At 75.2% G+C, this 12,722-nt stretch carries 12 protein-coding genes; 5 read left to right on the plus strand and 7 right to left on the minus strand.

The genetic code is table 11. The annotated features are described in order from the left end of the window. Positions 1-6 precede the first annotated feature (6 nt). Both HA073_RS08075 and HA073_RS08080 read left to right on the plus strand, forming a co-directional pair. Positions 7-645, plus strand: coding sequence for a YdcF family protein (locus HA073_RS08075; RefSeq protein ID WP_069089783.1), 639 nt, complete (start codon positions 7-9; stop codon positions 643-645). 90 nt (positions 646-735) lie between these two features. Beyond that, positions 736-1,491, plus strand: a complete 756-nt coding sequence (locus tag HA073_RS08080) for a glycosyltransferase family 2 protein (protein WP_223201081.1) — start codon at positions 736-738, stop codon at positions 1,489-1,491. Here the strand turns inward: HA073_RS08080 and HA073_RS08085 are convergent. The 4 genes from HA073_RS08085 to HA073_RS08100 all read right to left on the minus strand — a co-directional run bounded on the left by HA073_RS08085 (position 1,451) and on the right by HA073_RS08100 (position 5,085). Then, positions 1,451-2,227, minus strand: coding sequence for an SDR family oxidoreductase (locus HA073_RS08085; RefSeq protein WP_166456041.1), 777 nt, complete (start codon positions 2,225-2,227; stop codon positions 1,451-1,453). The genes HA073_RS08080 and HA073_RS08085 overlap by 41 nt on opposite strands. A 4-nt stretch (positions 2,228-2,231) precedes the next feature. Beyond that, a complete protein-coding gene (locus HA073_RS08090) occupies positions 2,232-2,354 on the minus strand; it encodes a ribosomal protein bL36 (protein WP_043324353.1) in 123 nt (40 codons plus the stop codon). A 152-nt stretch (positions 2,355-2,506) separates the two neighbouring features. Then, positions 2,507-3,871: a PHB depolymerase family esterase gene (locus HA073_RS08095; protein WP_043324356.1), complete on the minus strand. Its 1,365-nt coding sequence runs from the start codon at positions 3,869-3,871 to the stop codon at positions 2,507-2,509. A 128-nt stretch (positions 3,872-3,999) separates the two neighbouring features. Continuing rightward, complete coding sequence (locus HA073_RS08100; RefSeq protein ID WP_166456042.1) at positions 4,000-5,085, minus strand: DUF4037 domain-containing protein; 1,086 nt, start codon at positions 5,083-5,085, stop codon at positions 4,000-4,002. A gap of 99 nt (positions 5,086-5,184) precedes the next feature. On the opposite strand from HA073_RS08100, the gene HA073_RS08105 reads away from it, so the two are divergent. Beyond that, the gene (locus HA073_RS08105; RefSeq protein WP_064446090.1) at positions 5,185-6,108 is read left to right on the plus strand and encodes a 5'-3' exonuclease; all 924 of its coding nucleotides are present in this window, start codon (positions 5,185-5,187) and stop codon (positions 6,106-6,108) included. Positions 6,109-6,116: 8 nt separating this feature from the next. Here HA073_RS08105 and HA073_RS08110 read toward each other — a convergent pair whose 3' ends face one another. Together HA073_RS08110 and HA073_RS08115 are read right to left on the minus strand one after the other, a co-directional pair. Further along, positions 6,117-7,004 carry an MHYT domain-containing protein gene (locus HA073_RS08110; protein WP_064446091.1) on the minus strand — a complete coding sequence of 296 codons (888 nt, stop codon included), beginning with the start codon at positions 7,002-7,004 and terminating at the stop codon, positions 6,117-6,119. A 166-nt stretch (positions 7,005-7,170) separates the two neighbouring features. Further along, positions 7,171-9,951, minus strand: a complete 2,781-nt coding sequence (locus tag HA073_RS08115) for an RNA helicase (protein ID WP_166456043.1) — start codon at positions 9,949-9,951, stop codon at positions 7,171-7,173. A gap of 86 nt (positions 9,952-10,037) precedes the next feature. Between HA073_RS08115 and HA073_RS08120 the strand changes: the two genes are divergently transcribed. Both HA073_RS08120 and HA073_RS08125 read left to right on the plus strand, forming a co-directional pair. Then, positions 10,038-10,802, plus strand: coding sequence for an HAD family hydrolase (locus tag HA073_RS08120; protein ID WP_043330167.1), 765 nt, complete (start codon positions 10,038-10,040; stop codon positions 10,800-10,802). A gap of 57 nt (positions 10,803-10,859) precedes the next feature. Further along, entirely contained in the window at positions 10,860-11,816 is a 957-nt protein-coding gene (locus HA073_RS08125; protein ID WP_166456044.1) for a DMT family transporter, read from the plus strand. On the opposite strand, the gene HA073_RS08130 is transcribed toward HA073_RS08125, so the two are convergent. Further along, a complete protein-coding gene (locus HA073_RS08130) occupies positions 11,779-12,696 on the minus strand; it encodes a diacylglycerol kinase (protein WP_374226008.1) in 918 nt (305 codons plus the stop codon). The genes HA073_RS08125 and HA073_RS08130 overlap by 38 nt on opposite strands. Positions 12,697-12,722: the final 26 nt, after the last annotated feature.

Genomic DNA, 12,722 nt, shown 5'->3' on the forward strand with positions numbered 1-12,722 from the left:
GAGGGGATGACACCGACCGCCACCGTGCTGCTGGTCTTCGGCCGTGGCGTGGTGGCCGGCGACGACGGCTACCGGCTCACCGCCGAGAGCGTCGCGCGCACCGAGGCCGCGGTGGCGTACGTCCGCGCGCACGCCGAGGAGTTCCGCCGCGCGCCCGGCGCCCGGGTCGTGTTCACCGGCGGCTGGCCGCACGGCCCGGCCGGGGCGCCCGGTCCGCCGCCCGGATTCCGGGAGGGCGAGCTGATGCGGGCGCTGGCGCGCGAGGCCGGCCTCGACGCGTACGCCCGGTCGGCGGCCGAGACCCGGTCCCGCACCACGCTGCAGAACCTGGCGCACACCGTGCAGGACGGGCTGCTCGGCGCGGCCGAGTTCACCGCGCGGCGCCCGCTCGGGCTGGTCACGCACCCGTGGCACCTGCCCCGCGTCCGGCTGCTCGCCGCGCGCGTGCTCGGCCTGTCCGGCCCGGCGCTGGCCGACGTGCCGGTGACCGCGCCCGAACCGGTGCCGGCCCGGCGTGAGCGGGCGGTCCGGGCGCTCAGCCGGCTCGGCTATCTCGGTGTGCGTACTCCGGAGGCGTCGCTGCGCCGCGAGCGCGCGCTGAGCCGCGCGGCCGACCGGATCGGACGCCTCACGCCCCGGCGGTGATTCGCGGTCGCGGGCCCGGGGTACGACGCTCCTCGATCGACCCGGCGGACCGTGCCGGCGGGCGAGTCCACCCCGGGAGGTCCAGTGATCGTGCTCGTGCCCGTGTACCGGCCGGGTGACCGGCTTCCGCCGCTGGTCACCGACCTGCGGGCCGCGCTGCCCGGGGCGCGGGTGCTGGTCGTGGACGACGGCAGCGGCCCGGCCGCAGCCGGGGTGCTGCGCGCGGCCCGCGACCGGGGCGCCGAGGTGCTGCGCCGCCGGGTCAACCGGGGCAAGGGCGTGGTGCTGCGCACCGGTTTCCGGTACGCCGCCACGCGCCACCCGGGACACGATGTGACCTGTGTGGACGCCGACGGTCAGCACCGCGTGGAGGACGTGTGCCGGGTGGCCGGGCGGATGCGCGCCACCGGCGCGATGACGCTCGGCGTGCGCCGCTTCGACGGCGAGGTGCCGGCGCGCAGCCGGTTCGGCAACGCCGCGACCCGGGTCGCGTTCCGACTGGCGACCGGGCGGGACGTGCGGGACACCCAGACCGGGCTGCGGGCGTACCCGGCCGGGCTGCTGGACTGGCTGGTCACCGTCCCCGGCGACCGCTTCGAGTACGAGATGGACGTGCTGCTGCGCGCGGTGGGCGCCGGGCTGCCGGTCGAGCAGGTGGACATCGCCACCCGCTACCACGCGGGCAACGCGGGTTCGCACTTCTCCGCGCTCGCCGACTCGGTGCGCATCTACCGTCCGCTGGTCGGCTTCGCCGCGGCCCGGCTGACCGGCGGTGCCCACCCGGAGCGCATCCCGGACACCGCCGTCACGACGTCGCGTCCCACACCTGCGACTCGAACTCCCTGAGCTGCTCGCGCAGCGACGACGGGCACGTGGTGCGGTACGGGTGCCCGTCGTCGGCGGGCACCGCGCGGACCATCTCGTCGATCATCTCCTGGGGGTCGCGCTGGTGGCCCAGGTAGTCGCCGAAGTCAGGGCGCGGCAGCAGCGCGGTGGACTCGTCCCACCACTGGGACATGGTCTCCACGCCGGTGTCGTTGTAGCCGGTCCGGTACGGGCCGGGGTTGATCACCGCAACGCGGACGCCGCGCGGTTCCAGCTCGCCCTTCATGGCCCAGGCGAGCGCCTCGATCGCGTGTTTGGTGGCGGCGTAGACGCCGATGAACGGCCGGGTCCGTACGCCGACCGCCGAGGACACCCAGACCACCTTGCCGGCGCCCCGGGCCAGCATCGGCGGCACGAGGTCCTGTGCCAGGTGCAGGTGGCCGAAGACGTTCACGTCGAACGAGCGGCGGACCCGCTCCATCGGGATCTCCACCACCGCGCCGGCCTCCTGCAGGCCCGCGTTGAGCACCAGGATGTCGACACGGTGGCGGGCGGCCGCGGCCCGGTCGGCCGGGTCGGTGACGTCCAGCTTGATCGCGTCCAGCGCGACGCCGGCCCGTTCGGCCTCGGCGCGCAGCTCGCGGACCTGCGGCCAGATCTGTGCCGCGGCGATCACGTGGTGGCCGGTGCGGGCCAGCCCGAGCGCCGTGCCCCGGCCGAGCCCGCTGCCGGCCCCGGTGATCAGGATGTCCGCCACCGGCTCAGCCCTGCCGGGCCTTCTGCCGCCGGTCGGACTTGTTCAGCACGAACAGCTTGCCCCGGCGCCGGACCACTATCGAGTCGGCCTTGCGCTTGAGTGCGCGCAGGGAGCTTCGGACCTTCATATCCGCTCCTTCGGTTCCCGCCGGTGTCCGTCCGGTACGGGTACCCGCCGCGGCGGTGCTCATGCCCGGTCCCGCGTGATCGCCACCGCTTCGCCGAGGTGGCGGCATCACCGTGTCCGGGATGCCGCCACCTCGGCGTACTGGCGTGCGGATCAGGCGGCCGTGCAGGGGCTTCCGTTGAGCGTGAACGAGCCGGGTTTACCGGCGTTGCCGGTGTGGGTGGCCTGGAAGCCGATGTCCACCGAGCCGCCCGGTGCGATCACCGGGTTGTAGGAGACGTTGCGGGCGGTCACCGCGCCGCTGGTGGGGCTGTAGGTGGCGTTCCAGCCGCCGGTGATCGTCTGGCCGCCCGGCAGGGTGAACGCGAGGCTCCAGCCGTTTATCGCCGTGGTGGACGTGTTGGTGATCGTCACCGAGGCGGTGAGGCCGTTGTTCCAGGCGTTCACCACGTACCCGACCCGGCAGGCCCCCGACGGCGGCGGCGTCGTGGGCGGCGGCGCCGTGGTGGGCGGGGGCGTCGTCGGCGGGGGCGTGGTGGGTGGCGGCGTGGTGGGGACGGCCGTGGTGGGCGGCGGGCTGGTCGGCGGCACGGTGTCCAGGCCGAAGAAGCGGATCGCCTGGGCCGCGTCCACCGGCAGGTTGTGCGTGACGCCCTGCATGCTGATCGCCTCGACGGTCGCGGTGCCGCCGGTGCCGCCGTAGCGGGTCCGGGTGTAGCCGGACTGCGGGCTGTCCGTGTAGTCGGGCGTCTGGCTCAGCCCGTGCACGTTCGTCCACTGGTCGATCTGCTCGCCGAAGTTCGGGTAGCGCAGCGTCTCGTCGTTGGTGCCGTGCCAGATCTGCATCCGCGGACGCGGGCCGGTGTAGCCGGGGTAGGCGTTGCGCACCAGGTCGCCCCACTGCTGCGGGGTCTTCAGCACCTGGCCGTTGGCGCACTCGCTGTTCCACTCCGAGCCGTTCGTGGTGGCGAAGCAGCCGAACGGCACCCCGGCGAAGGCCGCCCCGGCGCGGAACACGTCCGGGTAGTCGCCGAGCAGCACGTTCGTCATCATCGCGCCGGACGAGGTGCCGGTGGTGAAGATCCGCTGCGAGTCGACCGGGTAGCGCTGCCGCACGTAGTCCACCATGGACTTGATGCCCACCGGGTCGCTGCCGCCGTCGCGGCGCAGCGCCTGCGGTGAGGACACGTCGAAGCACTTGCTGCTGCGGGTCACCGACGGGTAGACGACGATGTAGCCGTACCGGTCGGCGAGGGACGCGAACTGGGTGCCGGAGTACATGGCCGGGCCGCTGCCGGTGCAGTAGTGGTTCACCACGAGCAGCCCGGGACGGGCCGCGACGGTGTCCGGGACGTACAGGTACATGCGCAGGTTGCTCGGGTTGGTGCCGAAGTTCGTCACCTCGGTCAGCGCGGCGGCCGAGGCCGGCCCGGGGACGGCGAGCGCCGCTCCGACGGCGAGCCCGGCGGCGGCGAGCGCCGCGCCGAGCAGCCGGAGTCTGCTCATTCTGGACAGCATGCTGTTCTCCTCGGTGGTGGGAACGCCGCACGGAGCGGCGTTCTCGCCGGCGAGGCGCCTGCGACGGGCGGCCCGGACCCTCGGAGACGAGATAGACAGTCGCGGATCGATGCGACTCGAATCGGAGTCTAGGCCGCGCCCGGCGGACGGACAACAGCCGCGGCCACCCGGCGGGCGCGGTCCGGGTGGGTGAGCACGTCCACGCTGTCGACGTACTGGTCCACCGCGCCGATCGGCGGCCGGTCGCGCAGCCGCGGGTCGGTGATCGCGGCGCGGAGCGCCTCGACGAAGCGGCCCGCGTCGAGCACCAGGAACGGCCGGCCGTGGAAGGGCCGGGCGGCCGGGTCCACCGGTGGCGCCAGCGCGACGTCGTTGGTCCAGCCGGCCACCGTCTCCAGCGCCCGGACCAGGCCCGGCTCGCGGACCGCCCACTCGCCCGGACCGAGCGCGGCGGCGAGCCCGTCCACCACCGGCGCCGCGCCCGGCAGCGTCGCGAACACCGTGCCGAGCCATTTCGCGTACGGGGGCCAGCGGCGGCGCAGCAGCAGCCCGAGGCGCATCAGGTCCCGGGCCAGCCCGGCGGCCACCACCCGGCTGCCCAGCTCGTCGCCGACCTCGGCGCACCGGCCCGCCAGGTGCTCGGCCTGCGCGACCCGCTGCCACCCGGACGCCAGCACGTGCCGCCACGCGTCGTCCGGATACCAGGCCAGCGCGGCGCGGGCGGCGGTGAGAGCCCCGTCGAGCCCGTCGTGGAACACCGCTCCCCCGGTCAGCTCCGCCAGCCGCTGCGTCGGTGTCGCCAGCCAGTCCGCCACCGACATGCCGGCGCGCGGGTCGGCGCCCAGCCGGTCCCGCAGCCACGCGCCCAGCTCGTCCACGCTCACGCCGTGCCGGTCGCCGTCGGCGTGCACCGTGCCGAGCCGTACCGCCGGGCCGCCGGCGTACCGGGTCGGCCAGCCGAGGAACCGCGCCGGCAGGTCCGCGTCCAGCGCCGCCCGTACCGGCGCCACGTCGTGCGCGCTGTCCACGAAGACCTGGGTACGCGGACCCCAGTCGTGGTCGGTGGAGCGGGGCGTGTCGAGGCCGAGCAGCTCGGAGCCGCCGTCGAGCAGACCGGCGGAGTACCGCAGGCCGGGCAGCCGCCGCGCCAGCAGCGGACCCACCACCTCGTCGTGGAACCGGCGGGCCAGGGTCAGGCCGGGTACGAAGCTCACCCCGCCAGTCTGCGCATCCGGGGACCCGCGCGCGCCCGGGTTTCCGGTCCCGCGGTCGCCTCCCCCATCTCGTCAGAGGGCTGTGGAAGGCTTGTCGCCGTGGCACACCGACAGCCGATCCTCCTGATCGACTCCCCCAGCCTCTACTTCCGCGCCTACTTCGGCATTCCCGAGTCGGCCGCGAAGACCAGCGACGGCCAGCCCGTGAACGCCGTGCGCGGCTTCCTCGACATGCTCGCCCAGCTGGTCCGCACCCGCCGTCCCGACCGGATGATCTGCGCGATGGACCACGACTGGCGGCCGGCGTGGCGGGTGGAGCTGCTGCCGTCGTACAAGGCGCACCGGGTCGCGCCCGAGGGCGGCGAGGTCGTGCCGGACACGCTGTCCCCGCAGGTGCCGATGATCCTGGAGGTCCTCGACGCGCTCGGCATCCCGGTTGTGGGCGCCACCGGCTACGAGGCCGACGACGTGCTCGGCACGCTCTCGGTGACCCAGCCCGGCCCGGTCGAGGTGGTCTCCGGCGACCGCGACCTGTTCCAGCTCGTCGACGACGCGCGCCCGGTGCGGCTGCTCTACGTCGGGCGGGGCGTGGCCAAGCTGGACGACTGCGACGACGCGGCGGTGCGGGCCCGCTACGGCGTGCCCGCCGACCGGTACGCCGACTTCGCGGCGCTGCGCGGCGACCCCAGCGACGGCCTGCCCGGCGTGGCCGGGGTGGGTGAGAAGACCGCCGCCCGGCTGATCGACCGTTACGGCGGGCTCGACGGCATCCTGGCCGCGCTCGACGACCCCGGCTCCGGCTTCGCCCCGGGGCTGCGGGCCAAGCTCGACGCCGCCCGCGACTACCTGGCGGTGGCGCCGAAGGTGGTCCGGGTCGCCACCGACGTGCCGCTGCCCGAGCTGGACCCGACGCTGCCGACGTCGCCCGCCGACCCGGAGCGGCTGCTGGAGCTGGCGCAGCGCTGGAACCTGGCCGGGTCCTGCCGCCGCCTGGTCGACGCGCTGGCGGGCGACCGATCGTGATCAGTTGATCACGAAGGGCGGTCGGTGCTCCGGCGGCTCGGGAACTGGGCGCCGGGCTGCGCCAGCGTCGACCGGGCACGCAGGCCCACCGGGTCCGGCGCTGGCTCGGCGGCGACCGTCCGCGGCGCGTCACCGAGCCGCGAGCTGACGTACGCGGCCCCGGCCCGGTCGTCGTCCGACGGCGCGGCGAGCAGCGCGTAGACGAGCCCCACCACGCCGAAGACCACCGCCAGCACGATCGGCACCAGCAGTCCGCTCACCTCGGTGCCGGAGGCCGGGCCGCGGCTCTCGTGCAGGTGCACCGACAGCGCGCTCATGCCGGTGAAGTGCATGCCGTTGACAGCGATGCCCATGACCAGCGCCGAGGCGGCGATGGCGAGCCCGCGCCGGACGGTCATCGCCAGCCAGAGCGCGACGGTGGCGGCCACGATCGCGATGACCACCGACAGCGTCACCCGCAGCGGGTCGTAGCCGAACGAGCCGTCCAGGCGCATCGCGGCCATGCCGGTGTAGTGCATGGCGGCCACCCCGGCGCCGGTGAAGAACCCGCCGGCCAGCAGACGCGGCGCGGCGAGCCGGCCGGTGCCCACGATCGCCAGCCCGATGCCGACCGACGCCACCGCGATCGCGGTGCTGGCGGCCGTCAGCGGCACGTCGTAGCGGATCCGGGTGCCGGAGACGGCGAACCCGAGCATCGCCATGAAGTGCATGGCCCAGATCGCGGTGCCACCCAGCGCCCACGCGGCGAGCAGGCCCCACCAGGCGCGCTGGCCGCCGCTGGTGGCGGTCCGGATCCGCCCGGCGCAGACCAGTCCGAGCGCCGAGCCGAGCACTGACAACGCGTAGCTGAGCGCGGGTGTGATCCACCCGTACTCGAAGTGATTGATCTCGCCCACGACGCCCTTCCCTCACCATCGACGCAGCGCGACCCACGGCGCCCCGGGGCAATGATGGGATAGGCCCTGACCAGGGCATGCATCGACCCCCCGACAATTCGCGGGGTGTCAGCGCGGTGACGCAGCGATGCGTCGGTTTCCGGAGATCGGTGACCGAAAGTGACCGTTAGGCGGAGGCGTGGTAGGCCAGCACGCCCCGGTTGACCGCCGCGATGGCCTGCCGTGCGGTGCCGCGCAGCTCGGCCGAAGCGCCACCCGAGTCGGCGACCTGCCCGAGCAGGTCGACCACCTGTCGCGCCCACCTGACGAAGTCGCCGGCCGGCATCTCCCCGTCGATCTGGTGCCCGCTGGCGAGCACCTTGGCCAGCGCCTCGCCGCGCGCCCACCGGTAGATCGGCCAGGCGAACCCGAGATCCGGCTCGCGGGTCACCGCCAGGCCGCGCGCCGCCTCGTCGGCCTCGATGTCGCCCCACAGCTTGAGCGTCTCGTCGACCGCGTCGGCGACCCCGCCACGCGGCAACGACGCCCGCTCGTCGACGTCCCGCCGGGCCTCGAAGACCACCACCGACACGGCGGCGGCCAGCTCGGCCGGGGACAGGCCGTCCCACACCCGTCGGCGCAGGCACTCGGCCACCAGCAGGTCCGCCTCGGTCCAGATCCGGGCCAGCATCCGGCCGGCGTCGGTGACCTCACCGTCGGCGGCCAGGTAGCCGCGCGCGGTCAGCAACGCCACGATCCGGTCGAAGGTACGGGCCAGCGAGCCGGTCCGCCCGGACACCCGCTGACGCAGCTCCTCGGTGTCGCGTTCCAGCCGGCGCCGCCGCTCCGCCCAGCGGGCGTGTTCCTCCCGATCCGGGCAGGCGTGACACGGGTGCGCGCGCAGCTCGACGCGGAGCTGGCTGAGGCGGTGGTCCTCCCCCGCCGCCTGACGGGACCGGCCGCCCCGCCGGCCGCCGTGCCGGTCCAGGCCGGTGCCGCTGACCGCCGCGGCCAGGTCCCGCCGGGCCGCAGGCGAACGGTGGTTGAAGTGCTTCGGCACCCGGATGCGGGTCAGCACCTCCGCCGGGGTGGTGAAGTCACCGGGGGTGACCCGGCCGGCCCAGCGGTCCTGGGTGAGCACCAGCGGCCGGGGCTCACCGAACCCGCCGGTGGCCGGGTCCAGCACCACCGCCAGGCCGGCCCGCCGCCCGGACGGCACCCGGATCACGTCACCGACCCGCAGCCGCTCCAGCGAGGCGACAGCCGCCGCCTTGCGCTGGGTCTGGCCCTGCCGGGCGATGGCCCGTTCCCGGTCGGCGATCGCCACCCGCAGCGCGAAGTACTCGTCGAAGTCGCCGTGGTGGCAGGCGGCCTCCGCGCCGTACGCCTCGATGGTCTCGGTGTTGCGCTGCACCTGCCGGGCCAGACCGACCACCGACCGGTCGGCCTGGAACTGCGCGAACGAGGACTCCAGCAGCTCGCGGGCCGGCGCCGCGCCGACGCTGCCGACCAGGTTGACGGCCATGTTGTACGACGGCCGGAAGCTGGAGCGCAGCGGGTAGGTGCGGGTGGAGGCGAGCCCGGCCACGTGCCGGGGGTCGGTCTCCGGCGACCAGACCACCACGGCGTGGCCCTCGACGTCGATGCCCCGGCGGCCGGCCCGGCCGGTGAGCTGGGTGTACTCGCCCGGGGTGAGGTCGACGTGGGCCTCGCCGTTGAACTTGACCAGGCGTTCCAGCACCACGCAGCGGGCCGGCATGTTGATGCCCAGCGCCAGCGTCTCGGTGGCGAAGACGGCCTTGACCAGCCCGCGGACGAACAGCTCCTCGACGACCTCCTTGAACGCGGGGAGCATGCCGGCGTGGTGGGCGGCCAGCCCGCGCTCCAGCCCGTCGAGCCACTCCCAGTAGCCGAGCACGGACAGGTCCTCGCCGGGGATGGCGGTGACCCGGGACTCGACCACCCGGCGGATCTCGGCGCGTTCCTCCGGGGAGGTCAGGCGCAGCCCGGCGGCCAGGCACTGCTGCACTGCGGCGTCGCAGCCGGCCCGGCTGAAGATGAACAGGATCGCCGGCAGCAGCCCCTCCCGGTCGAGCCGGTCGACGATGTCCGGGCGCATCGGGCCGCGCCAACGCGGGCCGCGCCGGCCGCCACCGGGGCCGGCGCTGCGGCCCTCGCCCAGCTCCAGCCGGCGCATCGTGTCCCGGGTGTAGCGCAGCAGCTCCGGGTGCACGTCGTGCTTGCGGGCCGCGTCGGCGTCGTGGAACAGGTCGAACATCCGCTTGCCGACGAGCATGTGCTGCCACAGCGGCACCGGGCGGTGCTCGGAGACCACCACGGCGGTCTCGCCGCGTACGGTGACCAGCCAGTCGGCGAACTCCTCGGCGTTGGAGACGGTGGCCGACAGCGACACCAGCGTGACCGACTCGGGCAGGTGGATGATCACCTCTTCCCAGACCCCGCCACGGAACCGGTCGGCCAGGTAGTGGACCTCGTCCATCACCACGTACGCCAGGCCCTCGAGGGTGGCCGAGCCGGCGTAGAGCATGTTGCGCAGCACCTCGGTGGTCATCACCACCACCGGCGCGTCGCCGTTTATCGCGTTGTCGCCGGTGAGCAGGCCGACCTGCTCGGCGCCGTAGCGGTCCACCAGGTCGTGGTACTTCTGGTTGGACAGCGCCTTGATCGGCGTGGTGTAGAAGCACTTGCGCCGGGCCGCAGGCGCGTCGCCGCCGGGCCGGCCGCGCAGCGCCAGGTGCACCGCGAACTCGCCCACCACGGTCTTGCCGGCGCCGGTGGGCGCGCAGACCAGCACGCCGCTGCCCCGCTCCAGCGCCTCGCACGCCTCGCGCTGGAAGTCGTCGAGATCGAACCCGAGATCCAGGGAGAATTCGTCCAGGGCCGGGAAGGCGGAGGCCTGCGCGGCCCGGCGGCGCGCCGCGGCGTACCGCTCGGCGGGGCTCGACATGGATCCAAGATTAATCGGTACGGCCGACGAGTACCGGTCAAGGCCATCCGGCAGGACGGTCGGAGCGGGTCGGTAGGGTGCACGACGTGCCGGACCGTACCGAACTGCCCCATGCCGCCAGCGGCGCCGACGACGTCGTGGGCCCGCGCCCGTCCCGCCGGCCCGTGGAGGCGGTGCTCTTCGACTTCCACGGCACGCTCGCCCAGGTGGAGGAGCCGCTGACCTGGGTGCTCGCCGCGGCGTCCGCCTGCGGCGTCGAGCTGGACCGGATCCGGGCCACGTCGCTGGCCGACCGGCTGCTCACCGCCGGGCGCGCGGGTGGCCCGCTGCCGGCCCGGGTGCCGCCCCGGCTGGCCGAGCTGTGGGCCGACCGCGATCTCTACCCGCAGGCCCACCGGGGCGCGTACACCGGGCTGGCCGAGACGGTGGACACCGGCATCGACGGGTTCGCCGACGCGCTCTACGAGCGGGTGCTGGTGCCCGAGGGCTGGGTGCCGTACCCGGACACCGAGCCGGTGCTCGGCGCGCTGCGCTCCGCCGGGGTGAAGGTGGCGGTGGTCAGCAACATCGGCTTCGACCTGCGACCGCTGTTCGCCGCCTGGGATCTCGACGGGCTGGTCGACGCGTACGCGCTGTCGTACGAGGTGGGGCGCTGCAAGCCGGACCCGGGCATCTTCCTGCGCGCCTGCGGGATGCTCGGCGTCGACCCGGAGCGCACGCTCATGGTGGGCGACACCCCGGCCGACGCGGGCGCGGTCGCGGCCGGGTGCGGGGTGCTGGTGCTGCCGTGCGCCGACGCCGGCCGCCCGAACGGGCTCGGCGCGGTGCTCGACCTGGCCGGGGTCGGCTGAGCGCACACCCCGCCAGCGGCGCGAACCCGTCCCGGCGCACCGGCTACGGTCAGGGGCATGACCGGTGTCCACCCCTTGCCGCCGCGTGCGCCGGGCCGGCTCGGCGGCGTCGCGCTGGTGCTCGGCGGGGCGCTGTCGGTGCAGTTCGGCTCCGCGCTGGCGGCGCTGCTGTTCCCGCGCACCGGGGTGGCCGGGGCGGTGACGCTGCGGCTGACCATCGGCGCGCTGGTGATGCTCGTGGTGTGCCGCCCCCGGGTGCGCGGGTACGGGCGCCGGGACTGGGCCGCAGTGGTCGCGTTCGGGCTGGCCCTGGCCGGCATGAACTCGATCTTCTACCAGGCGATCGAGCGGATCCCGCTCGGTCCGGCGGTGACGCTGGAGGTGCTCGGCCCGCTGGCGCTGTCGGTGTTCGGCGCGCGCCGGGCGGCGGCCTGGTTCTGGGCCGCGCTGGCGCTGGGCGGGGTGGCGCTGCTCGGGCAGGGCGGGTTCGACCGGCTCGACCCGGTCGGCGCGGCGCTGGCGCTGACGGCGGGCGCGATGTGGGCCGCGTACATCGTCTGCTCGGCGCGGATCGGCGCGCGGTTCCCCGGCGCGGACGGGCTGGCCCTCTCGCTGACCGTCGCGGCGCTGCTGACGCTGCCGTTCGGGCTGGCCGACGACGGCGGTCGCCTCGCCGACCCGGTGGTGCTGGGGCTCGGTACCGGGCTGGCGCTGCTCGCCTCCGTGCTGCCGTACAGCCTGGAGCTGGCGGCGCTGCGGCGGCTGCCCACCGCGACGTTCGCGGTCATGATGAGCCTCGGCCCGGCGATCGCCGCGGTGGCCGGCTGGCTGGTGCTCGGCCAGGCGCTGCACCCGGTCGAGGTGCTCGCGATCGGGCTGGTGGTCGCCGCGAGCGCCAGCGCGGTCTGCGCCGCCGCCCCGTCCACCGCGCCGCCGCCCGTTCCCGGCCCACCGGACGCCGAGGGCGTGGCGGCGGTCAGCGCAGCAGCCGCAGCGCCGCCGGCACGGCCGTGACGGTCACCGGCAGGTCGAGGGAGCGTTCCCCGTCGGCGTACGAGGTGATCCCCTCGGCGGCCAGCTCCACCGTCCGCGCCCGGTAGACGCGCGCCAGCGGGTGCGTGACATGGGTGCCCCGGTAGATCTGCGGCTTGACCCGCATCAGCGTGCGCCTGTCGAACCGCCCGCCCACCACCACGTCCAGCAGGCCGTCGTGCGGGTCGGCGTCCGGGCAGATCCGCATGCCGCCGCCGTAGCTGGCCGTGTTTCCCACCGCGACCAGCACCGCGTCGACCTCCTGCGCCACCCCGTCGAGAACCAGCCGGTAGCGGCGTGGCCGCAGCCGGGCCAGCTCGACCACTATCGCCAGGTCGTACCGGCGCGGGCCGCGCGGCCAGCGCATCCGGTTGGCGCGTTCGTTGACGATCGCGTCGAAGCCCGCCGCGAGCACCGCGCCGAACCAGCGGTCGGCCTCGCCGCGCCGGGACAGCCGCGCCAGGTCCACCGACCGGGCACGGCCGGCGGCGAGCGCGTCGGCGATCACCTCGACCGCGGCCACCGGGTCGGCCGGGAAGCCGGTGTCCACCGCGAAGTCGTTGCCGGTGCCCGCCGGTACCGGCCCGAACGGCACATCGGTGCCGGCGACCGCCTGCAACGCGCGGTGCATCGTGCCGTCGCCGCCCACCGCGACGAGCGCCCCGGCGCCGCCGGCGACCGCGGCGTGGCACGCCGCCTCCGCCTCCTCGGGGGTACGCGCGCGCAGCAGCTCGACCGGGCGGCCTGCTCCGGCGAGGCGCTCCAGGATCCCGGGCAGCAGACCGCGGTGCCGCCCCCGGCCGGCGGTCGGGTTGGCGAGCACGGCGACGGGGCCGGGCGGGACATGATCGTGCGCGGTCACGGCGAGCACCGTACGGCACCGCTCAC

It is taken from the genome of Micromonospora sp. CMU55-4 (assembly GCF_011602315.1).
GTDB classification, from domain to species: domain Bacteria; phylum Actinomycetota; class Actinomycetes; order Mycobacteriales; family Micromonosporaceae; genus Micromonospora; species Micromonospora chalcea.

Bases quoted from the DNA above. Each gene is read 5' to 3' on its own strand.
- HA073_RS08075 (WP_069089783.1), top strand. From the start codon at position 7: ATGACACCGACCGCCACCGTGCTGCTGGTCTTCGGCCGTGGCGTGGTG.
- HA073_RS08090 (WP_043324353.1), bottom strand. From the start codon at position 2,354: ATGAAGGTCCGAAGCTCCCTGCGCGCACTCAAGCGCAAGGCCGACTCG.
- HA073_RS08095 (WP_043324356.1), bottom strand. From the start codon at position 3,871: ATGCTGTCCAGAATGAGCAGACTCCGGCTGCTCGGCGCGGCGCTCGCC.
- HA073_RS08115 (WP_166456043.1), bottom strand. From the start codon at position 9,951: ATGTCGAGCCCCGCCGAGCGGTACGCCGCGGCGCGCCGCCGGGCCGCG.
- HA073_RS08125 (WP_166456044.1), top strand. From the start codon at position 10,860: ATGACCGGTGTCCACCCCTTGCCGCCGCGTGCGCCGGGCCGGCTCGGC.